Origin of the sequence: Granulosicoccus antarcticus IMCC3135, from assembly GCF_002215215.1 — a bacterium.
In the GTDB taxonomy this organism is placed as follows: Bacteria; Pseudomonadota; Gammaproteobacteria; order Granulosicoccales; family Granulosicoccaceae; genus Granulosicoccus; species Granulosicoccus antarcticus.
In genome coordinates this window covers 7,070,202-7,095,010 of sequence record NZ_CP018632.1, presented here as the reverse complement: position 1 = coordinate 7,095,010, position 24,809 = coordinate 7,070,202, and the positions used below count along the sequence as shown (strand labels likewise).

Genomic DNA, 24,809 nt, shown 5'->3' with positions numbered 1-24,809 from the left:
TCGTAATACAACTAGTTCTCCCTGATAATGTAACGATCATCAAGATTACCCCGTGCCTCGGACCGTGCTTGAGTCCAGAGTTGGCGTATGCCTTTGATTGAATCATCGATGGTATGAATGCCGGCCAGGCAGTCTCGAACAGTCTGTGCTGCTGCAGACTGAAAGGCGATGTAGCCGTCGAATCGCGGTCTGAGCAAGGGAGCCTCGGCGCTGGCCAGACAGTCCAGATAAAAATTGCCCATGGAGCGATTGACGTTTTCATTCTGCCAGGCGCTGCGCAGCGAGGGTTGTCCGCCAAATTCTGGAAACAGCTCCTGCTGACAGGCAGGGGACAGCAGATCGGCAATATGGCTCAGCAGGGCCGCAGAGGGGATGGAGCGGGTGGAGAAGCCAATGCCGGTGCCGCCCAGTACACCGTGAAATCGGCTGTTCGAACCGGCTTTCGTCTCTGCAGATGGCATGAGGACAGAGTCAGAAAATGCGACATGATGCGGATAGCGATCAGGTATCGAATAGGTGACATAACCGAATATCAACGGGACCAGAGCAATGTCATCGCAATGTGACATGGAGTCCAGCAGCGCTATGGGGTTAAGGGTTTCACTTCCTGCAGGGCGTCTGTCATACAGGCGTTGCATCAATTCCAGGCCCTGCCGGAGGGCGTCATCGGGAAGAAAATGTACACCACCTGGTAGTGCTCCACTGGCCGCGGCAATGGACATCACGTTAAGAATGGCATGCGGGCCTGCCAGCGACAGTGCGACCGGCAGATCCCTGGATAATGCTTCAATGCTGGCCCAGTTCTGAGGTGCTTCGCTAATCCGGTCTGCTCGTCGGGCAATAACCTGAGTTGCCACGTCCAGAGGCAAAGCCCAGGTTTTTCCATCCATCTGATAGGAGTTCAGAGAATTGCCGACACAGTGACTGGACCAGGATTGTATCTGTTCGACACTGTAGAGTTCGTCCAGCGGTATGAGGCAGCCACTGGCGACAGCTTCTCCCAGGTGCGGGTGATCAAGTACCAATAGATCGTTTGCTGCTGCCAGCTCTGCGATCGGCGCGCTTTCAAATCCTTCCAGAGGTTGCTTGTTCCAGTGGATTAGTGGGGTTGTGAGGCCATGATTGACTCGCTCGGCAGATTGCGCCAGAGCATCGTAGCCGCGCGGATGATCCCAGGTCAAACCGGTAAATTGTGCGCTCATGAGTTCTCCTGCTGGTTCTTTTTCGCCAGTTCTCGCTTGGCGAAACACAGTGACATGAGTTCGTTCTCCATGCGAAGACCGGCATCAACACCGCCTTCCAGTGCACTGCGTACGGCAGCTTTGACAGCTTGGGTAGCAATATTGGAATTGCCCGCAATTTGCGCGGCCACTTCGAGGGCTTTGTTACGCTCTTCACCGACTTCAACCAGCCATTCGACCATACCGATGCGGTGAGCCTCTTCAGCATCGAAGCGATCGCCGGTGAGCAGAATCTTCATGGCCTGGCCATAGCCGCACATTCTGGTGAGATGTTGAGCTGCACCGCCTGCGCCATTCCAGCCCAGTGTCACTTCTGGTGCCGAGAATACCGAGTTACGAGCTACCACGCGAATATCGCAGGCCAGGGCGATTTCCAGACCACCACCCAGTGCCCAGCCCTTGACTGCTGCAATCGCCGGTTTGCGCAATGCCCTGATTGGTGGAATGTAATCGTAGCGATTGCGCCAGGCCCAGAAATCTTCGTAGCCTTCGAGCGCGCTGATGTCGGAGCCTGCGCAGAATGCACGTTCACCGGCGCCGCTGAATACAACGACATGAATGTCATCATTCTGATTCGCCTCATCGCAGGCGGCACCGATGCCGCGATACATGGCAGGTGTCAGTGCATTGTGCTTGGCCGGTCTGTCGATCACGATCTCGGCGACAGGGCCATGGCGTTCGATACGGACGGTACCGTCTTCAGTATTCAAGCGTGTTTCCTCATAAGTGACAATGGTCTGTGCTGGCGTACTATTTGTTGAACTGTCACATCCAGAGATCGGGCAGCCAGAGTGAGACAGCAGGTACAAAGGTCAGAATCATCAAGGCAAGAAACAGCATGATATAAAACGGTACGGCTGCTCGAATGAAATTGCCGATTGAGACACCGGTTATGGCACAGGTTGTGAACATCAGGGTTCCCAAAGGAGGGGTCACACCTGCAATAGTAAGGTTCAGCACCATGACGATGCCAAAATGCACGGGATCAATTCCCACCTGAATGACAACAGGTACCAGTATCGGTGCCAGTATGATCAGTGCGGCGGTACCTTCGACGAACATGCCGACGCCAATGAGCAACAGGTTGATCAATAGCAATAGTATGTAGGGGTTCTGGCTCAGAGCCAGCATGCCATCGGCTACTCGCTTGGGTATTTCTTCCCAGGTCATATAGAAGCCAAAGGCGTTCGCGGCACAGATGATGAGCAGCACAATGGCTGTTGCCTGGATGGTCTGCTGCAAAATGGGTTGAATGTCGCGCCAGTGAAGTTCTCGGTATATCAAGCCGACGATGGTCGAAAACAGAACGGCCATGGCGCCGGCTTCTGTCGGTGTGAAAAAGCCGAAGCGGATACCGATCACAATGCCGAAAGGAACCATCAAAGCCAGAGAGGCGCCACGCAAAGCCCGCAGGCGCTCACGGCCTGTGGCACGATGCGCGTAGGCAGGTTCAAGCTTCGCTCGTTTGGCGATCAGGCCAACGGTCAGCATCATCAACATGCAGAGCATCAATCCGGGCACGATACCGGCAAGAAACAGACGGCCGATGGATACGTCACCCATAAAGCCATAGATGATCAGACCGATGCCCGGAGGAATGATGACACTGATGACCGATGATGCAGCTGTGACAGCAGAGGAGAATGCCGGGTCGTAACCTCGGCGAGTCATTTCGGGTACCAATATCTTGGACTGCATGGCAGCGTCGGCATTGGCCGAGCCAGCGACACCGCCCAGTAGTGTGCTGAGCATGACGTTGACTTGAGCAAGACCACCTACCCAGTGTCCAGTCAGAGACTCGGCAAAGTTCATCATGCGTTGTGTGATTCCCGCAAAATTCATGACAACACCGGTCATGATAAATAGAGGAACAGCCAGCAAGGGAAATGAATGAGTGACCGAAACGAGGCGCTGCACGAATACTTCACTGGGCATGGCGCCAGAGAATACGAAGAAAAGCAAGCCGGCAGCCGCTATGGCAAATGCGACCGGCATGCCGATGGCTATTCCCAGTAATAGAGCAAAAATCGGAAAAAATTCGCTCATAGTGCACCTTCCGAGCCGGCGTCAGAGTTGTTGATATCGGGAACCAGGCCGACCAGTCGAAGTAGGGCGTTGAAGGCCATTAGTCCGAAACCGAGCAGAGGTGCCAGATAGACCAGAGAAAAGGGAATACGCAGGATGGGTGAAGGACGTGTTGCACCTTTGAGCATCATGAGGTAGCTGAGCCAGGCGGCGTAGATGAGGAAGGCGATCATGAGTAGATCTACCAGAACGCGTATGACCCGTCGTGCCCTGATGGGCAAAATATCAACCAGCAGGCTGACACGGATATGTTGATCATCATGAAAGGCGGCGGTAGCGCCCAGGAAGACTATCCAGGTGAATAGAATGCCCGAGAGCTCCGCCGTCCAGACTGCCGGTTGGGCCGTAATGTAGCGAGTGAATACCCCCCATATCACGCATAGCACAACACCGGCAGTAGCGACACCTGCCACTGTGGTTTCCAAGGTAAGTAATACGCGTATGAGACGTTGCATGCGGATAATCACCGATGAGACAGGATTTGACGAAGATGGTTTGAAGGGCTTTGAAGGGCTTTGAATCTAGTTGTCCAGAATGGCGCGCACGTTGTCGTAGAGGCCGTCAGACCAGGCTGGAAACTCCTTGTAGACGGATGCAGTCTTTTTCTGAAATGCTGCAGTATTCACATCCCGGTTGAACGTCACGCCTTCGGCTTCAAGCTTGGCAATCCATTCTTCCTGAGATTCAATCATCAGACTGGTCATGAATTTGCCGGCAGCCAGTGCCTCTTCACTCAGAATGGTCTGAATGTCTTCAGGAAGGTTACTGAAATAGTCGGCATTGATGACGAGTCCGGTGAAGCCCTTGAAGTGTCCGGTCAGAGAAATGACCTTCTTGACTTCGTGGAGCTTGGCCCCGTAGATTGAGGGCAGAGGTGCCTCGGCTGCATCAACAACCCCTGCAGACAGTCCTGAATACACTTCTGTCCATGGTAGTTGCGTGGGGCGTGCACCCATGGCTTCGAAAGTCTTGACCCACATGGCGTTGGGCGGTGTACGCACTGTCATGCCGGCAATGTCCTCAGGGTTGCTGACGGGCTTGTCCGCAATCAGATGACGAGAGCCGAACAGCCAGTTCATTGCCAGCAACTCGATATCGGCCTCGTCTCGCAGGCGTGACTTCATGTTGTCATACAGTTCGGTGCCTTCGAGTTTGGCAAACTGCATGGGATCATCCATCAGATACGGTCCGCCAAGCACACCGAAATCAGCGACAAAGTCACTCAGGTAGCCTGGGTCGGAGACCGTGATGATGGGAGCACCGGCGCGAACCTGCTCATAGACTTCGGGGTTGGTACCCAACAGGCCATTGGCGAAAATCTTGATATCGACACGACCTTCACTGCGCTCTTCGACGTTGGCGGCAAACTCTTCAATAGCCTGCTGTACGGGCTCCTTGTCGGATGTGACGTGACCCAGGCGTATTTCAAATTCGGCAGCCTGTATGGTGCCTGCGCTCAGTAGTCCTGCGATTAGGGTCAAAGTTGCGCTAAAGGGGATTGTGTTTTTTTTCATGAGTGAACGGTCCGTATATGACATGTGGTGATATCCTCGTTTTCAAGTGGATGGTTGACGGGCTCGGTGGTTCAGGCTGCGCAAGGGGCGTTGGCGGCCAGACTCTTGATCAGAATCTTGCCAGCAGCACCTCCGCTGAGCATCAGCTCCAGTGCTTCTGCGGTCTGCGACAAGGGAAACTGTGCAGCAATCAAAGGATCCAGCGGCAGTGTCCCGGATTCGATCAACCGAACGGCTTCTTCAAATTCTCGATTGAACTGGAATGAGCCCAGCACACGCACCTCTTTGAGCATGATGCGATGCAACTCTATGCGGGTATCGCTCAGTTGAATATTCGACAGAATCGAAACGATGCCTTGTCGCTTGACAAGATTCAGTGCCAGGTTGAATGCATGGGCCGAACCGCTGGCCTCAATAACCGTGTCGAAAGTAGCAGTACGTTCGGCAGCTTCTGTTGTGCCACTGATGAAACCTTCGCTGGCGCCGACCTGTTTCGCCAGGTCGACAGTTTCAGCACGAATATCCGTTGCAGTGACTCTGGCGCCTTTGGCGGCTGCGGCAACGATGGCCAGTAAACCCATTGGCCCACAACCGGTGACTAGTACTTCGCTGCCTTCCTTTATCTGGCCTACATTCACCGAATGCATAGCACAGGCCAGGGGTTCTGCAAACGTCAGATGGTCCGGGTTTACATCGGCGGCCACTGGACGACAGCAGGTGGCGGGGAAGTCGAAATATTCGCGAAAGAATCCATCCATATGAGGCTTGGTTGTAGCCGAGCCGGGGAAACGCTTGGCGGTGCAGAGATTGATCTGACCGATCAGACATTGTTCGCAGAGACCGCAATTGATGATGGGGTTGAGGGCAACCAGGGTGTCTGGCAGAAGTGCGCTGCCATTGGCATCCACGACATGGGCACAGGCTTCATGGCCGAGTGTCACGGGGTTGTCCAGTTCAAAGCCTGCATTGGCGAAGTGCCTGTAATAATGCAAATCTGTTCCGCAAAGGCTTGCCGTTGCCATTTTGAGACGCACGAAGCCGGGTTCGATAGTTGATGGCATCTGAGCATCGGCAAGTTCGATCTGACCAGCAGCCATCAGGCAGGTTGATTGATAAGTCATGGGTTTTCTCTAGAATCCTATGGAATAGCCGCCATCGACAGGCAGGGCTATACCGTTGACATACCTGGCGTTGTCGCCAAGCAAGAAGTGAATGGCATCGGCGATATCGGCCGGAGTACCAAACTGACCAGAAGGAATGCGGCCCTCGATCTTGTCGCGTCGTGCCGGGTCTTTAGCCAGAATGGCGCGCGTCATGTTGGTTTCAATAAAGCCGGGACACACCGCATTACAGCGGATGTTTCTGCTGGCAGCATCCACGGCAATGCTGCGCGTCAGGCCGATGACCGCTGTTTTAGCCGTCACATAGGCAGCGGCGCCTGCCAAAGCCATTAGCCCACCCATGGAGGAGAGGTTGACGATGGCGCCGCCGTGCTCTTCATGCAGGGCAACGTAGCGCCCGCAGGCGGTGAACATCGCCTTCACGTTCAGGTCCAGCACGTTTTCGAGTTCATCCCCTGAGACCTCCCAGACGGGCTTCTTCAGATGCATGCCGGCGTTATTGACCAGGCCGCCAATGGGGCCCCATTTTTCGTACACGCTGTCCAGCCACTGGGTATCGCGCCATTGCGAAAGGTCCTGCTCGACGAATTCAAGATTCTCCTGATGGGGGAGTGTGTCTAGTTCGCCTTTGGAGCGGGCAATCACTACCACCCTGTGATCGGATAGGAAACGTTGCGTCTGAGCCAGTCCCAGGCCTTTGTTGCCGCCGGTGATGACAATGGTTTTCATGGTGTGCTGAGGCTCAGAGTTGGTAAGTTTGTGTGGTTATGCATGAGTATGAGGAGCAATATTTTGCTGTAAATGTAGAATTCATATATGAATTAGAAATTTATTAGCGTTGTTTGTCAAGTTCTGTTTGCACTGTGTTCGTGCATTAAGTATGGAAAATGGCGTTTATGCTGTTTGAATCAATTGGAAATTATTTATGGAAAATTATATGATTTATATATAAACTTGAAGCTCAAATAGAAATAATGGTCTTATCCATGGATATGCCTGCAGCTGACCGTCCTCTGAGCGGAATTCGAGTGCTCGATTTTTCACAATTTCTGGCAGGACCTTCCTGCGCTTTGCGTCTGGCTGATCTGGGTGCGCAAGTCATTAAAGTTGAGCGACCAGCAGGTGGTGATGCGTGTCGGCAGCTCTATGTGGCGGATCAGGCCTGTGGTGATGACTCGTTGCTGTTCCACACCATTAACCGAAACAAGTTCAGCGTTGCGGCTGATCTGAAGAACGCCGACGATCTGGCGCGCGTTAAAACGTTGATCAAGTCCGCCGATGTGATGGTTCATAATTTCCGGCCGGGTGTCATGGAGCGCATCGGGCTGGGGTATGGCGAGGTGGCAGAGTTCAATCCGGGCCTGGTGTATGGCGTCGTTTCGGGTTACGGCACTGAAGGGCCCTGGCGTGACAAGCCGGGGCAGGATCTGCTGGTGCAGGCTCGCTCAGGCATGGCCTGGCTCTCTGGCAATGATGGCGACGATCCGGTGCCGGTGGGTTTGGCTGTCAGCGATGTGCTCACCGGTGCCCACCTGGTTCAGGGCGTGCTGGCAGCCTTGCTGCATCGTGCGGGGAGTGGCAAGGGCTCATTGATTGAAGTGAACCTGATGAGTTCAGCCATGGATTTGCAATTCGAACAGTTCACCGGGTATCTCAACGGAGCCGCTGTGCAGCCGAAGCGCAGTGCCGTTAATAATGCCAATGTCAATGGCACAGCGCCCTATGGCATCTACCGTACGGCTGATGGCTACATCGCGGTGGCAATGACAGCCATTGCAGTCTTGAGGGAATTGCTCGACTGTGCGGCATTGGAACCTTATGTGGATCCTACTCTGGCATTCGAGGAGCGCGACCCAATCAAGGCGGTGCTGGTGGAACATCTGGTGACAGCGCCAACGGCGACATGGTTAGAGGTGCTTGAACCTGCCGGTGTCTGGTGTGCAGAGGTGCTGCAATGGCCAGAGCTTGAACAAAACGAGGCTTTCAAGGCTCTTGATGCGGTTCAGGAAATCGGCGAGGCGGGGCAGCGTGTACGTACAACCGCCTGCCCTATCAAGGTCAATGGCATGCGCATGGGCTGCACACGAGGTGCGCCCGCATTGGGTGCGGACACTGATACATTTTTTGGTACGCTCTGATCGATCGAGTACAGTACCCGCGATACTGTCGAACAGGAGAACCCATGACGTCTACCACTGTCACAGTTGCCAGTGAGGCTGGCAAGAAGGAGCCGAACTATGCTGTTCCTGCGCTGGACAAAGCGCTGGATGTCATCGAGTTGCTGGCCGCTGCGAAATCGCCCATGAATCAGGCTGAAATTTCCCGTGCGCTTGATCGCAACCCGAACGAGTTGTTCCGCATTCTGAATGCACTGGCGGCACGCAATTACCTGAGGCGTACCGACGGTGGGCGATTTCGTCTGAGTCTCAAGCTGTTTGAGCTTAGCCATACACATTCGCCCTACGAAGAATTGTTGCGAGTAGCCTTGCCGGCCATGCGGGAACTGTCGGAAACCTTGTCGGAAAGCTGTCACCTGAGCATGATTCGTGACGGTGAGGTACTGATCATGGCGCAGGTTGAGAGTCCTAACCCTATTCGCCTGTCTATCGAAGTCGGTTCGCGCCATTCACTGCTCAATACCACCTCGGGGCGAGTGCTGCTGTCTTCGATGGGTACTGACGAACGTAATCAGTACCTGGAACACTCAAGCGATTTCTCATCCCGTTCTGAAGAGTCACGCGATATTTTCATCACCCGGCTGCATTCCATCCGGGAGAGGGGGTTCGAGCTCACTGATGGTGAACGATTCGTGGGAGGACTGGATGTCGGGGCACTGGTGGGGACGGCCACATCCAGAGTCAAAGCTGCGCTGGTGGTGTCGACTTTGCGTCATGCTGATGGCCCTGATGTCACCCGAATTGCCGATGTCGTATGCGACACCGTTCTGCAGATCGCGGTAGAAAGTGGCGTCATGAACACCGCGATGAGTCCTGTGTCCAAAAACCAGTCCAGCTCGTGAACGAGAAGATGCCTGAATCAGAATCGAGGCCCGCTGAAGATTTGCCATTGTCCGGTTTGCTGGTAATTGATCTGAGTCAGTTTCTGGCCGGACCGTATGCCTCCTTGCGATTGCAGGATCTGGGGGCAAGGGTTATCAAGATAGAGCGTCCGGATGGAGGCGATCTGACACGACGACTGTACTTGTCCGATACGCTGATCAACGGTGAGTCCACGCTCTTTCATGCCATCAATCGAGGCAAGGAGAGTCTGGCTCTTGATCTGAAATGCCCTGAAGACAAGCAGAAGTTGTTGTCGCTGGTCAGCCAGGCTGATGTGTTTTTGCAGAATTTTCGCCCCGGCGTCATTGAGCGTCTTGGGCTGGATTATGCCTCGATCAAGAGCGTCAATGATTCCATCGTCTATGCTTCAATCAGCGGGTATGGCACTCATGGGCCGTGGGTAAAATATCCTGGACAGGACCTGCTGGCGCAGGCGCGTTCCGGCGTCATGTGGCTCAACGGCAGTGACGCTGACGGGCCGGTTCCTTTCGGTCTGGCGGTGGCGGACATGTTTGCCGGGGCCAATACCGCACAGGGCATTCTTGCTGCGCTGGTCAAACGCGGTATTCGCGGGCGGGGTAGTCATATCGAAACCAGCCTTATCGAAGCCATGAGCGATTTCCAGTTTGAAGTACTGGCAACCTATCTGAACGATGGAGGACGGGCTCCACGGCGTGCCCGCTATCGCTCTGCTCATGTGGGACTGGCCGCACCTTATGGGGTCTATGAAACTGCTGATGGATTTCTGGCTATCGCCATGACACCGTTGGGTAGGTTGGCTGATTTACTGGAAATTGAAGCACTTATCCCCTATGCCGAACGACCTGATTCCTGGTTTGTGGAACGTGATGGCATCAAGAACATACTCTCGGAACGATTACGCCACCAGTCCACGGCGCACTGGCTGGAGATACTCGAGCGCGAAGATATTTGGTGCGCGCGGGTTGCCGATTGGTCCGATTTTCTGGGCAGTGAGGGATTTAAAGCCTTGGACATGGTGCAGAAGCTCCACGATCATGCCGGTGGCGAGTTGTCATTGATGCGTTGTCCGATCAGGGTGGATGGTATCCGTCCGCGATCAAGACATGCAGCCCCGCAAATCGGTCAGCACTCGGCTGATATCATCGCAGAATTTGGTCTGTAGTCATCAATCTTCGGATCCTGCCCTTCAATGCGGACATGGCAGTGAATCCTGGAAAGAGGCAGGGCGACCGAATTGAGGTGGAATTTCTCATGCTGGAAGCTCACCTGAGCAGCTTTCCAGACCTCCGATATTTGCCGAAATACTACCTGCTAAATAAGCGTTTACCCCAACGCGCGGAAAGCCTCGTCCTTCAGGGCGGGGATGGATAGGTGCGCCCGGCATGGGTGCAATCTTGGAGGTGAAAGTCCTCCCGGAAGCTGACCATAGCGACCGAAGTGAAGCACAACTGCGCAAGGGCGACCAAGCGTGGGGAGGAAGTGTCTAGCGAAACCACGAGCCGATGAACAAGAACCGAATATTGAGGCGTTATCAACCAGGGCGAGCGGGCCTATCATCGCGAAGCTCTTGTGGTCAAAGGGAGATAATGTAGATTCGGCGGTTGTGTGGGGAAGGATTGCAGTCTTACCCGGGGAGATCTCACCTTGTGCCTGAAAGGGCGACGATCGTCTGGTCGGAGTGAGAAGTCAGCAGAGGCCATAGTAGTCGTCATCATGCGATGAAGGGCTAAACGAGAAGGAGAGCTAGAAGACGATGACGCTCGACAAAGCAAAGCACCAGAAACTCGGGAGATCGAGGCGCAGTGAGAGACGAACGGGTGAAGCCCGAAAGTTTCCTGCACGCGGTGAAGCGGTGTCGGTGCCTCAACGAACCGAAAGCTTGGGGCGGGAGAATCTGCTTGAGCAGGCGCTCTCGCGAGAGAACATGGTGGAGGCGTGGAAACGCGTCAAAGCCAATAAAGGTAGTGCGGGCGTAGACGGTCTTTCAATCACTCAAACGATTGAATATCTTCAAACCCAGTGGCCAGTGATCCGGGATGAATTGCTGCGCGGTAGTTATCGGCCATCGGCCGTGCGACGCGTGGAAATTCCGAAACCGGGTGGAGGCTCCAGGGAATTGGGGATACCCACCGTCATTGATCGCCTGATCCAGCAGGCACTGTTGCAAGTACTGCAACCCCTGCTTGACCCGACGTTTTCGGAATTCAGCTACGGCTTTCGCCCGGGTCGAAGTGCTCATGACGCTGTGCTCCATGCACAGCAGTGTGTGCAACAAGGCTATCAGGTGGTGGTTGATTTGGATCTTGAGAAATTTTTCGACAGGGTCAATCACGACGTTCTCATGGACCGGCTGAGTAAGCGAATCGACGATAAGGCCGTTCTTCGGTTGATTCGACGATTTCTTCGAGCTGGCGTCATGATCAACGGCGTATTGGTGGAACGCTTGGAGGGAACCGTACAAGGCTCCCCTCTTTCACCGTTACTGGCTAATGTGCTGTTGGACGAAGTGGATCAGGCTCTGGAGAGGCGCGGACACAAGTTTGCCCGATACGCCGATGACTGCAATGTGTATGTTCGTAGTCAACGGGCGGGGGAACGGGTACTGCGCTCTCTTCGGAAGCTGTATGCAAAACTGCACCTTCGGGTGAACGAGGCAAAGACTGCAGTCGGGCCCGTGTTTGGTCGTAAATTTCTGGGCTACTGCTTACGGCGGTGGAGTGGGAACACGGTCAAGATCGCGGTATCGCCCTCGGCAATCGTCAAGTTCAAGCAGCGCATCCGGCAGATCACACGTCGCGTCGGTGGTCGCAGCCTTGTCCAAGTTGCGGTAGAACTTCGGAGTTTCATTCCCGGATGGAAGGCTTACTTTCATCTGGCACAAACGCCGAAAATCTTCCGTGATCTGGATGGCTGGATACGACGCCGATTGCGGGCTATCCAGCTCAAGCACTGGCGACGCGGCCGTACGGCGTATGACGCTTTACGTCGTCTCGGTGCCTCGCAGGAGTTGGCTAAGCTCATCGCTTGCTCTAGCAAACGTTGTTGGCACAACAGCCTTTCGGGATTGCACCTTATTCTATCGGTAAAGTACTACGATAGCCTCGGTGTACCTCGTCTCTCATGACCTCAACTTCTCGAACCGCCCGGTGCGGACCCGCATGCCGGGTGGTGTGGGAGGGGCCCGACTTCGGTCGGCCCCTATCCCGATCGCTAGAGGCGGAGCCTCTTTTTCGTCTAGCTCGAAGATTTTCCTGATTCGATAGTAATAATACACCCTCTAACAGCTGTTTATAAATACAGTGTTTAATGGGTATTTGTGGCATACTCTCTATCGGTCCAGTGTATTATTCAGTCCATGGAACGTCTACAAGCCTTCAAGTTCGAGCTACGCCCCAATGGTGAACAAACCCGCCAGCTGTGGCAGTTTGCAGGCTGTTCCCGGTTTGTCTACAACAAGGCATTGGCACTTCAGCAAGAGAACCATAAGGCCGAACTGAAGTACATCAGCTATGTCCAGATGTGCAAGAGCCTGACAACCTGGCGTAAAGATCGAGACACACTGTGGCTTCAACTCGCACCCGCTCAAACGTTGCAGCAATCGCTGAAAGATCTTGATCGGGCCTATCAGAACTTTTTTTCCAAACGCGCTGCTTTCCCCTCGTACAAAAAGAAAGGCCGTGGGAATAGCTTTCGCTTCCCCGAGCCCAAACAGTTCAAGCTTGATCAGACCAATAATCGTATTTTTCTACCTAAGTTAGGCTGGATGCGCTACCGAAACAGCCGTAATGTCATCGGCACGCTACGCAATATCACCGTCAGTGAGCGAGGCGGTAAATGGTTCTTTTCAATTCAAACTGCGCAACAGGTTGATACTCCTCTACACCCATCCACAACAGCGATTGGTCTCGACTTGGGCATTGCTATTTTTGCCGCACAAAGCGACGGCGTCATTCATTTGCCAAAGAACAGTTTTGCACAACTTCAACGACAATTGGCACACGCACAGCGATCGCTGGCTCGTCGGTGCAAGTATTCCCGTAATTGGAAAAAACAGAAAGCAAAAATTGCCCGCCTGTATATTCGAATCACCAATGTCCGAGCCGACTACCTACATCAGAAATCACACCTCATTTGCCTGGGCGGCCCCGCACAAAATCACGCGGTGGTGTGTATCGAAGGCCTGAAGGTCAGCAATATGTCTCGTTCGGCTTCCGGCACCCGACAAGCTCCAGGAAAAAACGTCAAGGCCAAATCGGGTCTCAATCGAGCAATTCTCGATCAAGGTTGGGGTGAATTCCGTCGACAGTTGGGCTACAAACTCAAGTGGGCGGGTGGTGATTTGATCGTGGTGCCGGCTCAGTACACCAGTCAGCAATGCTCAGGCTGTGGCCATATAGCGCAAGAGAACCGCAAAATTCAAGAGAGCTTCTGCTGTGTCTCTTGTGGGCATGCAGAGAACGCCGATGTTAATGCGGCAAAGAATATCGTAGCGGCGGGACACGCCGTGATGGCCTTGGTCCGGCATTCCGGTGGAGGGGACGTTAGACCTGAATTGCACGAACATGCAGTTAAGGCAGCCCCAGTGAAGCAGGAACCCACGGGGCGGCCTTCCGTCGAAGCGATTCAGGCATGTGCTTGAACGCCGTAGGAATCCCCTTTTTCTTCAGGGAGGGGAGGACGTCAACTATTGAGCGCAGTAAATGACCCACACGAAGTTGCGTAGATCCAGTAAGGTTTGGTTTGTCGCTTACTTCAATTACTAGTAGTCCAACCGGAAGATATTTTCATGTTCAGCGAGCCAGACAGCCGTGATGACAAGACGCCATTGCGAAAGCGTACCGGGGTACGTCGAGCAAGGACAACGCAGGCAGCGCGGCTGTCTGGCTCGCCCGAAGGGAGCCGCAGTGTGCCTCGCCGTCTGCGTTGCCTCTCCTTGACGTACCCCGGTACGCCTTCGTCGAGGCGTCTTGTCGGGAAGGCACACTGAGGCTCTGAACATGAAAATATCTTCCGGTTGGACTACTAGTATCCAGTTTGTGTCATGCCATTTTTTCATTCAGCTAGGGGTGTGGAATTAGGCTGATTGACACTGGTCCTCATTGAATGAGGCTGTTAAAAGATCTGTGCAAAAGTATTGGATAAATATGAGATGCATCCTGTGGGTGCATCTCAATATTCAGTGTTAAACCAATATCAGAAATGTCCGGTGGCCATCATGCAAGTTATTACTCGAAGGTTGATTTTACGTTTTCTTGTGCTGGTGCTGTTGTTGTTCACTGTGCCGATAAACTTTGGCTGGGCGCGATCTACATTCCAGACAACCGATGGCCAAGGTCCTGATAAATGGGCGTCGGTGTGGCTAATTCGTACCTTTATCAATCCACTGCCAGTGAGTCTGGTCGAAAACCCCACAGCGGTATCTGGTGTTACAACGTTTGACATGCCGGGAGCGTCGTATAATCGAACCGGAACCGCCACCACTTATTCAGCGTTGATGCAGAGCTATAACATCTCTGATCAAATAGCCGTAAAGCTAGGCGATATCATTCATGACATCGAAATAAATGCGTGGAACCCGAATCAGGAGGTGTACAGCCAGCTTGTCGAGACTGCGTTTCGTCAGATGCAGCTGGATATAGGTAGAAATAAGGTAACGCAATCGTGTTATTTTGAATTCTTTAATCGCGTGGCCAGTGGCTTGGCCGCACAGACGTTATCGATTGACACTGGCATACAAACACTACAGCCACGTAAGGGATGCAGTACCGTTGTGAGCAGGGAAAAAAAGTCCATGGAGGATAGTGCGAAAGTTCCTGAAATGGACCTTAGCGAAGTGCTCCAGGCGATTGCCAGGAGGGAAGAAATTGTTTTTCTGGATACGCGAGAACGACGTGAATACCGGGAGGGTCATATCCCCGGAGCAATCAACATGACACTTCGCTCTCTTGATAGTGATAGTGCACAATTGTTCAGCCGCGCTGATCGTGTCATTGCGTATTGCGTGAAAGATTTCCGAGGGTATGAGGCGGCCAGAAAACTTCGTATTCTCGGTGTCGATGCCGTCATAATGAAGCCATATGGGATCAAAGGCTGGCACACCGCTGGGCTGCCGGTTGCAGGTGCTATGGCGATGACGGAATACGAAGCCATGGAGCAACTACTGCGTATTGCAGTAAAGAAGTCGAGTGTCCAGTAGCGTCGCCGTAACGCTGCTATGAGCCTATCCAAGAATAAACTGATCTACTGCAGACGCGATAATTTTGCCAACTTTGACCCTCAATTGATGTGAATAGAACAACTATTCACTTCAATTGGCCAGAAAACATCACGCCCTCGTGACGATCGCTATTCTCTGGTAAGAGCCCTGGATGTTTTCTAAAGGCTTTACCAAATATGTTAATTATGTAAGATTGTAATTAACTCGCACCGCGCAGGTACCGTAATGTTTAAATATTTGGCGCATTTGAACTCTTTGCCGTTTGTTGCGCGATGGATTACATTGTTTGCCGTTATTGCTTTGTCATCATGTGGTGGTGGTTCCAGCAATAATGCTGAGCCTCCTCCGGACGATCAAAGCTTTGCGCCACTCAGCGATATTAATGGCGCTCAGTTTGTGGCCACGCGATTAACTATTGTCGAGGGCGACAGCACCTCACTCAGTTGGACAGTGCCGAATGCAAGCTCGGTAAAGCTGTTACCTGACAATACAATTCTGGCAGAATCCGGTGAACTTCTGGTCACCCCCACAGAGACTACCGAATACGTGCTGTTGGCAACCGTTACCGGGCGTGAAGGTAGCTTTGGACAGCGAATCACTGTAACAGTCAACGCGGTAGCCGCCGTCATGTTGCAAAGTAACATAAGTTCGGGTTTTTCACCCTTGACGGTCAGGTTCACACCGGTTGTTTCATCCACCACAAATATAAGTCGTTATTTCTGGGATTTTGAGGGTGATGGTGGTCCCAATGATGGTGGGCTCGGAGTAGGCGCTCAGGGATTCGACAACCTTGGCATTCGTACCGGTGGATTTACGCTCGATGAGTTTGACACGATAGGTCGTTCGCTGAATTATACCTATGATAATCCAGGCACCTATACAGCCCGCATACGTGTCTGGGACGACGGAGGTAATCAGGCTGAAGCCACCAGTATCATTGTGGTTGAAAATGAAGCGCCAAAAATCAATGATCTGTATATCTCAAGTCGATTTTCAGCTGGTGAAGTGCCGTTTAGTGTCACCTTCGAGCTAGTGGCCTATGATGCAGAAGAGATCCAATCCATTGAGTGGGATACTAACGGTGATGGGGTCTTTGATCAAACATCCGAGCCCAGATTGGTGCGAGGGGAGTTCGTTAGTGAGTTGCGAATGGTTTATGAAACGGCGGGTTCGTTTACTCCGTCAGTTCGAATTACCGATACTCTGGGACTTGCCACCATTGGCAGCGCTCCTTCGATCCGGGTTGAGGCTGCTAGTGGTCCCATACCCTTGATAAGCTCACCAGGCAATCTATCAGGTGATGCGCCCTATGCTGCCAGCATCCGGTTTCAGGTGACTGATCCCGGGCGCACCGGAATTGTCAGTGGCGATGTTGACTACGATGGGGATGGTACCTTCGATGCCAGCGTACCGGTAACGACAACCGGTGGATTGGTAGTTGTGGATCACACCTATGAAGTTCCCGGCAACTACTACCTGACATTTCTCGTTACAGCCGCTGATGGAACAGTAGGGAAACGTTTTGTCGAGGTGATCGTGAATGCAAATCACAGTATCTCGATCAGTGATAATATTATGGATCCGCTAGCGGCTGAAACAGCATCGGTGATGTTAACGCTTGGTGGTGATTCGGTATCCGAGATCATGGTTGTCAATGAATCTGGCGATCCTGTCAGAACGCTGGGAGATAGGCGTTCGCGCTCCACAGGTGAGTACACTTTGGAATGGGATGGCAAGAACGCTACAGGTCAGATCGTTGCTCCAGGCTTGTACTATGCCTTGCTTAATTTTGAGGTGGCAGGTGCCGAGCAAACGTTGGATTTACGGGATACGCAAACAGTAAAGAATTACTATCCAAGTATTAGCGTAGATACTCAGGTATTACGTGCTGGTATTGAGCCGTTCAACAATCAGCCTGTCTCTTATCCTATTACGCTGAATAACTATGGCATCAATCGAGTAACCGCTTATGTAACTCAGCGCGGCAACGATGTTCTCGAAACTTCTTCCAGTTTTTTTCGTGCACGGTATTTTGCTGACGGGGACTACCATATCGAATGGAATGGTGAGGGCACCACTGGCAAGTTATTGCCGGTGGTAGATACACGAGACGCGTACGTGCCGGGGGTGATCGCTGAAAGTGTAGCTGACAATGCAATTCTGCTAACTCACCATGCTGTTATTTCTGACCAGCAGGCCGATTTTCCTATTTACTTTCCAACACGATCGGTTGCGCTAGTACCAAGTGTGATCAGCTTCAATCTGTCGCGTCCTGCCAGTATCGAACTTACTGTTGCCAGTACCAACAGTGGCGCGGAGGTGTTTAGAAAAACATTTCCGAACCTTGCCCCAGGTGACACTTCCGTGAGCTGGAATGGGCGTGACAACGCCGGCAATCTGCTTGCCCCTGATGGCTATCGTTTGCAGTTAGTCGCAGTGGATGCATACGGCGGCACCTCGCTACCGGCGCATGTGATGCAGAGAATTCGTTACTAATGATTAGATCATCGAGGCGACAACATGAACATTGAAAAAATAGTGCATCTTGTTGGATCCACACTGTTCACCTTATTGTTGTGCGGACCGATCGTAAGTGGAAGTATCTTTGCAGCCGACAATGCCAATGATCAGAACACACATGACGCATTCACTGGTCCAGAACAGCCTGAAAAAGATGATGAGACCGGTGATCCTTGTGATGAGTCAAAGACAGGCTCGCCAGTCATGCTACAGAATCGGGAGTTCATCTGGAGGGATACTGACGTATCTATCCCTGGTAGACGTAATTTGTCATTAACACGCACCTATCGTGCGTTTGATGCACGAGAAGGCTTTTTCGGTAAAGGTTGGACGGCTGAGTGTGAAAAGTCGCTGGTTAAAGTGTTGCAGTATCGGGCCACAGATGTGGATGGAGTTGCGGAGGTCGTTGCACAGTATGTCTATCGATTGTCAAATGGGCGCCGTTACTATTTCGACCAAAGCTCCACTGGACTATACACAGCCCCTGAAGGGCTGCCCGGTTATACCCTCACGGCCAATGCTGATAACACCACACAATTGACGCGCATTGATGGCAGTTCGGAAATCTACAACAGCCTTGGACAAATAACGTCGGATCAGGATAAAAACGGCAACAGCATTCTTTACGCATACAGCAATGGTGTGCTTAACCGGATTGCCGACGAACACGGCCGTTTCCTGCAATTTGCATTCAATTCCACAGGTCATGTGACTTCCGTCACGGATCATAGTGGGCGTGAGTGGGAGTATGCATATAATGCGGAAGGCACGTTAGCTTCAGTGACAGATCCCGCTGGGGGCGTGCGACGGTACGAATATGAGAACGGTGTGCGAGAGGCAAGCGCCCAAGTGTATTCGTTACTAAACGCCGTTTATGATGAGTCCGATGTGCTGATGATTAGTGTTGTGTACGGCTTACACAGCGTAGTAGATAGTTATTCAATAGCAGACGACATACTGACCTACACCGAGCAATCTGGATTCATTTACAAAACCGATTCTGTCGGTGCACGCTGGGCCTATAAAGTCGATGATCAAGGTCATGTCGTAGAAGTAATGCCACCTGTGAATCGAGGTACAGCGTATTTTCGTGAATACGATGAGGATGGCAATATGGTGAAACTCGTGGACATGCTGGGTACTGAGTTCACGGGTACATACGACACACTAGGAAGAATGACATCAACAACTTCGCCGGACGGAACTACAAGCTTCACGTATCAGGGTGATACAGACCGAGTAATCACTCTCACTACACCATCAGGCCGCATCCACCGGACAAACTATGACATGTTCGGTAATCCAACACAGCTTGTCGATGCCGCAGGGAATGTGTCGACACTTAGCTACGCAATGAATGGTGACTTGAGCTCCTTCACTGATGCTGAAGGGCATCGAACGGTTGCCGCTACTGACGCTCCGGGGTACCTGATATCAACCACAGATGCGTTGGGAAGAACCAGCACGTTTACCTATGATGACAGAGGGAATATGGAGATCATGGTTAATCCGGCAGGCGACACATCAACATTCTCCTATGATGTTCTGGATCGCCAGACAAGTGTTTCCGATGAGATGGGTAACACGACATCTTATAGATACGATGCTGCGGGTCGCGTGTTATCTCTGCGTAATTCTGCTGGTTTCGAGCACGAGTACGAATACGACGGCTTCGGGCGTTTGCTGAACGAAACACGCCCCGACGGATACACAAAGAGCTATACCTACCAGACCAGCAATCTACCGGCGTCGATGACAGATAGCCGTGGGCGGGTCTATCAGTTCACGTTTGATCGCAGTCAGCGTATGACTGGTATAGATGTATCTGGTGACAGCGCTGTTGGTGGTGCCGACAGACGAAGATATACCTATGATGTGCTCGGGCGAGTACTGAGCATCAGTAGTGCGGGTCCAACTATCAACTACACCTATGACTCTTTAGGCAGGGTACTATCCGAGGGACAAGGGCGCAGCACGGTAGCATACAGTTACAATAATGAGGGTGAGGTGCTCTCCTCTACACATTCGGATGAGACTGTGAGTTACAGTTACGATGCGAGAGGGCTTATTAGTGAGTTGGTAACGCCATCAGGTGCGCATGGTTTTACGTACGATAAAGTGGGAAGGCAGGTAACTCACACCAGACCCGGGAACAGGAGCTCCACCAAATCCTATGATGCGGTGGGAAGAATACTCGCTTTAGACCATTCATCGCTCAGTGGTGACTTACTGCAGTACACATGGGATACGCTTGATCGAATCATCCAGATTGAAGGTGCACCGAATGGCCCTATGAGTTTTACCTACGACGTCATTGGCAGGCTAGTAACTGCAAACACAGGCCAATCCTTCGCTTATCAGTACGATTCTCGACACAATCGCACCGAATCCGATCAACAGTATGATGCATTCAACAAATTGCTGGAAGACAATACGTTCAGTTTTGGCTACGACGCGGCCGGTAATCTCACCTCTCGGGTCAATAAGCTGACCGGTATTGAAACCCAGTACAATTACAACGCGCGAGACCGTTTAAGCAGCGTAGTTGAGGTGCAAAACGAGGTGCCTACTGAACTATCCCGGTACACCTATGATGGTATGAACAGACGCACTCGAAAAATTGCCAGCTCAATCACTACCAACTTCCAATGGGCTGGCGACATGCTCATTGGTGAGACTAGTGCTTCTTCTGGTGCACCTGACAAGCGTTATCGCTACGGCGCAGCATTGATGCCGCTGGAATACTCTGAATTATCCGAAGACTACCAAGTGGTGGGGGATCACTTGATGACACCGACATCGTTGGTGGATTCCGCTGGTTCGCTGGGTTGGCAATCGTATGCTGGCCCGTATGGCGAGACCCTGGACGCTGCTACAGCGCCGCAGAATACAGTGCAATTCAATGTAAGGTTTCCTGGCCAGTATTTTGATGCCGAAACTGATCTTCATTACAACAACCAACGGTATTATGAACCGAAGCATGGTCGGTATATCCAATCTGATCCCATGGGCCTGATGGATGGACTCAATACTTATAGTTACGCCAGTGCCAACCCCCTTCTTTACTTTGATTCCACTGGAGAGTTTGCGTGCGGTGGTGTTTGTATTGGCGGAATAGTAGTAGGAGGTATTGCCATCGTGAACTGGACAAGAAACTATTGGAACGATGACGTATCGGATATTGGAGATGTGGATGGCTGGACGCAGTTAACACGCAACGAGTCTATCTATCATCGGATGGGAGAAGGCAACGATGGTAATCGTAAATTCGTCTCTCCTAATGGTCGTAGCGAGGCTGTATTCGATTGCGATGATAACCTGGTGATCACCGCTGCTAACGGAGGTACCTACAACTTTTTCGGGCCACGTTTTCTGGGTGGTATTCCGCATGGCATTGCTGATGTGCTTCCGTATTTTGTGTTTGGCACCTCTCCTGTGGATATGTTCAATCCACAACGCTTTATCGTCACCTATAATCATCTGACTCAATAGTCTGTCGACATGACTTACATCAGATCTCTGATTGTTATCGCAGTAGTATTATCTGCGTGTTTTGGATGTAGTATGAAAGTACATAAAAATTATGAATTTACTGAACCAGAATTACAACTGACCTCGTTGGTTGCGCATGCAAAGCTGCGAGGTACAATGCGGGATCTGAACGATGACACCAGCGTCAATGGTCCTCCGTACGAATTGTTGCTCTGGTTTGAATCGGAAAGTGGTGCTATCCATGAAGCCTGCCAAGTAGTCCTACAGGCGATGACACTGAAAAATATCCAAACTGACGAGGATGTTGCAATTCCCGAGTCAGCAATAGCCTTGTTCAAAAAGAGATCCAACGGGGTCTATACCGCTAGGATTAGTCAGAAGAACCTAAGCCTTGACCATGCTGGCCATGAACTGTCCTTCAATTACTTGATGAATGAAGGTTGTGGACCAAATCAGAACGCCGTATCTGTGAGTATGACACTGCAAAAACAGTACACGGAAAGAACAATTTCGTTCTGGGATACCTTAATGGGCGTGTAGGGAAGCAGTTGGACTTCAATAGGCTAGTGAAGCACATCAGTGCATGCTATCGTCTTGAGCAGGAAATCAACGCTGGTAGGGACACGAGTATGCGAATGGAGCAATCGGAGGTTCGTGTCAAGGTGTTTTCTGCCGTTGTGTTTCTGGTGGTTCTACTCCTGCCTTTTATTCTATGGGTTCAGTCTGTGGGGCATCCTGTACGGATTCTGGAAGCACAGCTTCCTGCCGGACAGCAATTCTATCTGCTGTCCAAGCTGTTTGCGCTGTATGCGGTTTTTCTGGTGGCCTTGCAAGTACTGAGTATGTTGATGATAGGGGTTGCCGGTGTGCGTGGTGCACGCAGCCGTTGGCCGATACATAGGCATCAGACGCTAGCGCTTCTCATAGCGGTAACTATCGTCGGACATGTGGGTTGTTTCATGACAGCGGTACAGTTGCGGTCCGAGCACGCCCCATGGTTTCTGCTGTTGCCTCGATTCAATTCAGGTTTTTACGATGCAATGGTTTCGGTAGGGGTTGTGTCTGCCTATCTCATAATGATGGTTATCGTCATGGGTTCGTTGGCACGTCAAGTTTCCTTCAAATGGGCAAGGATACATCGCTTCTTGGTATACCCTTGTATTGCGCTGATCGTCTTGCACAGTGCCAGTATCGGTAGTGAGTCCCGTGGAGTAGTTATGATGATGTTCTACGGATTCCTTATTGTTGGTGTTGTGTATGCTCTTATAAGTCGGCGCAGACAGGCGATGCATGCCTTAAGTCTGTCCGGAAAAACTGAGGAGTAAATCATGAAGTTGCTTACACAGTTCGTGAGCGTGTGGAGTGTTCTCTTGCTGCTGTTGTTTAGCACCACCAGCTTAGCCTCTGCGGCAGTACCCGCAGGATTGGCCTTGATCGCTCTCACCGACAAGTGGCAGGTCATGGTGGAAAAGCAGGGTGAGTTGATCGTGGTTGAAGCTATTAGGAACCCAAGGGTCATGAGCTACAGTGCTAGCACTCAGAGGGTAGCGTTTATCGGCTCTGATAGTGTGTTGTATACATACGATCTCAACGCGCAAACAACAACGCCCGTGTTTGACACCGCAGGTGCAGCTTTGGATAGCACTCTCCGTTATACCCAGCCATTCTACTCACAAGATGGAAAATGGCTGTATCTGGTGGAGATGCCCGATGGTAAAAGTCGCTCCACTAATATTGTGGCAGTGTCCGGTGACACAGGCAGGAAGCACTATTTAGTGCGTAAACGCTCGGCTCAGTTTGAACCCTACACACGAGACACCAATGATCTGTTTTACTCCACTGCTAGCTGTGTTGATGATTGTGAGGGCATGATCTGGGAGATCTGGCAAAGAGAGAACGACACAGCAAAACAATTTCAACTGACCTTGTTGAATCATGTGTCTAACCAGCCTCATCTCAGTGCAGATAATTGGCTGTATTTTTCTTCTAATGCACCAGATAGGTACTATCACATCTGGCGCATGCGTCCACAGCCAGGAGCGCCAGTTGAACAGTTGACCTTCGGTTCATTCAGGGACAGTGAGCCGGTGACTGATCAGAACGGAACACTTTTTTTCATCAGAAAAACACCTTCAGGAACATCCCTGATGCGCCTGGAAGGTGATGAGGCTGTGCAAGTAACGCTACCCGATACGATCATGGACATCCGTAACCTGGAGATCAAGCCATGAGTCGAGGTATCAGATGGTTTGTATTTGTCGTCGTTGCGTGCATGTGTGCAAACACCGTTCACGCCGAAATACGATACCTGGAGATAGCACCAGAAAACTCCATGAAGCCTATCGGATTGTTATGGAGTGACGTTGAAGAGTTCAATCCATCACTGAGGAAAACGCACGATTTTGCCTTCGCTACCGACAACGATACTCAAGTGTCACTGGTAATTAAAAGTGCTGATGGTGATGTAATCAGACGGCTGCTTGATGAAAAACCTTATCAAAGCGGCCGTTATGCGGTGACTTGGGATGGTAAGGACGATCAAGGTGTGGTGGTGCCTGATGAGGCGTGGACACCCGTATTCGAGGCCACTTATGCCAATGAAGATGTCGTGATAGATGATCCCACTCGTTACTCGGGCGGCGAGATAATTGCTGATCTTGCGTGGACAATTCGTGGTCGCACTGAACTGTCATTCAATGTGCCATACGCATCACGCGTACTCGTGCGCAGTGGAGTGGATGAGGGACCTATGATGCGTGCAATAAGGCGGTGGGAGCCTGTGGCCAGTGGCAAGGTTGTCGTGCGCTGGGACGGGTATGACGCTGACCAGGTGGAGTATTTTGCCGATCGTGATGATCGGTGGTTTGTCGTGATGGCCTATCAATTACCACAGTTCACCATCATCAGCACAGGCAACAATAAGCGTGACTATCGCCAGTACCGAGTGCATAAAAAGTTGCCAGAACCAGAAGTGAATCTGACAGCTATCCAGTTGCAGAGAAACGGCCAACGGCTATCAAGAGACTTTTTTCTACCGCGTAGCTTTGAACCGCGAGTATCAATAGAATTTGTTGAGCAGCAAACGACATCTGTCAGTGGTCTACCGCAAGTGAGCGGTGAGGCCATCTTCAAAATCAATGTGCCTGTAGAGGATCGATGGGTTCTCGACAGTTCATTCTACGAGACAGGCTTTTACGTCAACTATGAGTTCCAATCTGAAGAGGAACAAGGCTTTGTACCAATGATCTGGCAATACGATGCCAGTAATCTGCCTATAGGTCGTCATATAGCAACCGTGCAATTGTTCGGCTTTGGCGGATTTATCAGCTCGGCTACGATTGCTTTCGAGATCGTGCAAGCCAATGGTAGTACTGATTGAATGAGATTTATCGGCAGCATCGAGGATGGATCAAGCCTGTAGGTAATCATCACGACAAACCTGTCCATCTCTCTTCTGGCCTTGCGAGCGGGATGAAGAAGCTGTGTTAGTAAATTCCAGCCAGTTTCAAAACTACAACTACGATAACTACCACTCCGACGATATAAATGATATTGCGTGGCATTGTGCCTCCAGATGA

At 51.7% G+C, this 24,809-nt stretch carries 19 protein-coding genes; 12 read left to right on the top strand and 7 right to left on the bottom strand.

Annotated features, from left to right (window positions below):
• Positions 1–11: 11 nt before the first annotated feature.
• The 7 genes from IMCC3135_RS30820 to IMCC3135_RS30790 form a co-directional block, all read right to left on the bottom strand.
• On the bottom strand, positions 12–1,202 hold the full coding sequence (locus IMCC3135_RS30820) for an ABC transporter substrate-binding protein (protein WP_088921083.1): 1,191 nt from the start codon (positions 1,200–1,202) through the stop codon (positions 12–14).
• Positions 1,199–1,951, bottom strand: a complete 753-nt coding sequence (locus IMCC3135_RS30815) for an enoyl-CoA hydratase/isomerase family protein (RefSeq protein WP_157736427.1) — start codon at positions 1,949–1,951, stop codon at positions 1,199–1,201. Before IMCC3135_RS30815 ends, IMCC3135_RS30820 begins: the two co-directional genes overlap by 4 nt.
• A 55-nt stretch (positions 1,952–2,006) precedes the next feature.
• Positions 2,007–3,287: a TRAP transporter large permease gene (locus IMCC3135_RS30810; protein WP_088921081.1), complete on the bottom strand. Its 1,281-nt coding sequence runs from the start codon at positions 3,285–3,287 to the stop codon at positions 2,007–2,009.
• Positions 3,284–3,781 (bottom strand): TRAP transporter small permease, encoded by a 498-nt coding sequence (locus IMCC3135_RS30805; protein ID WP_157736422.1) that lies wholly within the window; start codon positions 3,779–3,781, stop codon positions 3,284–3,286. The genes IMCC3135_RS30810 and IMCC3135_RS30805 overlap by 4 nt, the downstream gene beginning before the upstream one ends.
• A 66-nt stretch (positions 3,782–3,847) precedes the next feature.
• The gene (locus IMCC3135_RS30800) at positions 3,848–4,840 is read right to left on the bottom strand and encodes a C4-dicarboxylate TRAP transporter substrate-binding protein (protein WP_088922175.1); all 993 of its coding nucleotides are present in this window, start codon (positions 4,838–4,840) and stop codon (positions 3,848–3,850) included.
• Between the two features lie 71 nt (positions 4,841–4,911).
• A complete protein-coding gene (locus IMCC3135_RS30795) occupies positions 4,912–5,961 on the bottom strand; it encodes a zinc-dependent alcohol dehydrogenase (protein WP_088921079.1) in 1,050 nt (349 codons plus the stop codon).
• 9 nt (positions 5,962–5,970) lie between these two features.
• On the bottom strand, positions 5,971–6,690 hold the full coding sequence (locus IMCC3135_RS30790; RefSeq protein WP_088921078.1) for an SDR family NAD(P)-dependent oxidoreductase: 720 nt from the start codon (positions 6,688–6,690) through the stop codon (positions 5,971–5,973).
• Between the two features lie 257 nt (positions 6,691–6,947).
• On the opposite strand from IMCC3135_RS30790, the gene IMCC3135_RS30785 reads away from it, so the two are divergent.
• The 12 genes from IMCC3135_RS30785 (at position 6,948) to IMCC3135_RS30725 (ending at position 24,610) form a co-directional block, all read left to right on the top strand.
• Complete coding sequence (locus IMCC3135_RS30785) at positions 6,948–8,099, top strand: CaiB/BaiF CoA transferase family protein (RefSeq protein ID WP_088921077.1); 1,152 nt, start codon at positions 6,948–6,950, stop codon at positions 8,097–8,099.
• A 44-nt stretch (positions 8,100–8,143) separates the two neighbouring features.
• Positions 8,144–8,980, top strand: a complete 837-nt coding sequence (locus IMCC3135_RS30780) for an IclR family transcriptional regulator (protein ID WP_088921076.1) — start codon at positions 8,144–8,146, stop codon at positions 8,978–8,980.
• Positions 8,977–10,164, top strand: coding sequence for a CaiB/BaiF CoA transferase family protein (locus tag IMCC3135_RS30775; RefSeq protein ID WP_205737789.1), 1,188 nt, complete (start codon positions 8,977–8,979; stop codon positions 10,162–10,164). The genes IMCC3135_RS30780 and IMCC3135_RS30775 overlap by 4 nt, the downstream gene beginning before the upstream one ends.
• A 591-nt stretch (positions 10,165–10,755) precedes the next feature.
• A complete protein-coding gene (gene ltrA, locus IMCC3135_RS30765) occupies positions 10,756–12,126 on the top strand; it encodes a group II intron reverse transcriptase/maturase (RefSeq protein WP_088919225.1) in 1,371 nt (456 codons plus the stop codon).
• A gap of 231 nt (positions 12,127–12,357) precedes the next feature.
• Positions 12,358–13,641 carry an RNA-guided endonuclease InsQ/TnpB family protein gene (locus IMCC3135_RS30760; protein ID WP_088921075.1) on the top strand — a complete coding sequence of 428 codons (1,284 nt, stop codon included), beginning with the start codon at positions 12,358–12,360 and terminating at the stop codon, positions 13,639–13,641.
• 495 nt (positions 13,642–14,136) lie between these two features.
• A complete protein-coding gene (locus tag IMCC3135_RS30755) occupies positions 14,137–15,198 on the top strand; it encodes a chromate resistance protein ChrB domain-containing protein (protein WP_088921074.1) in 1,062 nt (353 codons plus the stop codon).
• Between the two features lie 246 nt (positions 15,199–15,444).
• Positions 15,445–17,715, top strand: a complete 2,271-nt coding sequence (locus IMCC3135_RS30750; protein ID WP_157736411.1) for a hypothetical protein — start codon at positions 15,445–15,447, stop codon at positions 17,713–17,715.
• 24 nt (positions 17,716–17,739) lie between these two features.
• Positions 17,740–21,231, top strand: a complete 3,492-nt coding sequence (locus IMCC3135_RS30745) for an RHS repeat-associated core domain-containing protein (protein WP_088921072.1) — start codon at positions 17,740–17,742, stop codon at positions 21,229–21,231.
• A gap of 72 nt (positions 21,232–21,303) precedes the next feature.
• Entirely contained in the window at positions 21,304–21,771 is a 468-nt protein-coding gene (locus IMCC3135_RS30740; RefSeq protein WP_088921071.1) for a hypothetical protein, read from the top strand.
• A gap of 89 nt (positions 21,772–21,860) precedes the next feature.
• The gene (locus tag IMCC3135_RS30735; protein ID WP_157736404.1) at positions 21,861–22,556 is read left to right on the top strand and encodes a hypothetical protein; all 696 of its coding nucleotides are present in this window, start codon (positions 21,861–21,863) and stop codon (positions 22,554–22,556) included.
• Positions 22,557–22,559: 3 nt separating this feature from the next.
• A complete protein-coding gene (locus IMCC3135_RS30730; RefSeq protein WP_088921069.1) occupies positions 22,560–23,462 on the top strand; it encodes a TolB family protein in 903 nt (300 codons plus the stop codon).
• Positions 23,459–24,610, top strand: coding sequence for a FlgD immunoglobulin-like domain containing protein (locus tag IMCC3135_RS30725; protein ID WP_088921068.1), 1,152 nt, complete (start codon positions 23,459–23,461; stop codon positions 24,608–24,610). The genes IMCC3135_RS30730 and IMCC3135_RS30725 overlap by 4 nt, the downstream gene beginning before the upstream one ends.
• Positions 24,611–24,809: the final 199 nt, after the last annotated feature.

Bases quoted from the DNA above. Each gene is read 5' to 3' on its own strand.
- IMCC3135_RS30820 (WP_088921083.1), bottom strand. From the start codon at position 1,202: ATGAGCGCACAATTTACCGGTTTGACCTGGGATCATCCGCGCGGCTAC.
- IMCC3135_RS30810 (WP_088921081.1), bottom strand. From the start codon at position 3,287: ATGAGCGAATTTTTTCCGATTTTTGCTCTATTACTGGGAATAGCCATC.
- IMCC3135_RS30805 (WP_157736422.1), bottom strand. From the start codon at position 3,781: ATGCAACGTCTCATACGCGTATTACTTACCTTGGAAACCACAGTGGCA.
- IMCC3135_RS30800 (WP_088922175.1), bottom strand. From the start codon at position 4,840: ATGAAAAAAAACACAATCCCCTTTAGCGCAACTTTGACCCTAATCGCA.
- IMCC3135_RS30795 (WP_088921079.1), bottom strand. From the start codon at position 5,961: ATGACTTATCAATCAACCTGCCTGATGGCTGCTGGTCAGATCGAACTT.
- IMCC3135_RS30790 (WP_088921078.1), bottom strand. From the start codon at position 6,690: ATGAAAACCATTGTCATCACCGGCGGCAACAAAGGCCTGGGACTGGCT.
- IMCC3135_RS30785 (WP_088921077.1), top strand. From the start codon at position 6,948: ATGGATATGCCTGCAGCTGACCGTCCTCTGAGCGGAATTCGAGTGCTC.
- IMCC3135_RS30780 (WP_088921076.1), top strand. From the start codon at position 8,144: ATGACGTCTACCACTGTCACAGTTGCCAGTGAGGCTGGCAAGAAGGAG.
- ltrA (WP_088919225.1), top strand. From the start codon at position 10,756: ATGACGCTCGACAAAGCAAAGCACCAGAAACTCGGGAGATCGAGGCGC.
- IMCC3135_RS30760 (WP_088921075.1), top strand. From the start codon at position 12,358: ATGGAACGTCTACAAGCCTTCAAGTTCGAGCTACGCCCCAATGGTGAA.
- IMCC3135_RS30750 (WP_157736411.1), top strand. From the start codon at position 15,445: ATGTTTAAATATTTGGCGCATTTGAACTCTTTGCCGTTTGTTGCGCGA.
- IMCC3135_RS30745 (WP_088921072.1), top strand. From the start codon at position 17,740: ATGAACATTGAAAAAATAGTGCATCTTGTTGGATCCACACTGTTCACC.
- IMCC3135_RS30740 (WP_088921071.1), top strand. From the start codon at position 21,304: ATGAAAGTACATAAAAATTATGAATTTACTGAACCAGAATTACAACTG.
- IMCC3135_RS30735 (WP_157736404.1), top strand. From the start codon at position 21,861: ATGCGAATGGAGCAATCGGAGGTTCGTGTCAAGGTGTTTTCTGCCGTT.
- IMCC3135_RS30730 (WP_088921069.1), top strand. From the start codon at position 22,560: ATGAAGTTGCTTACACAGTTCGTGAGCGTGTGGAGTGTTCTCTTGCTG.
- IMCC3135_RS30725 (WP_088921068.1), top strand. From the start codon at position 23,459: ATGAGTCGAGGTATCAGATGGTTTGTATTTGTCGTCGTTGCGTGCATG.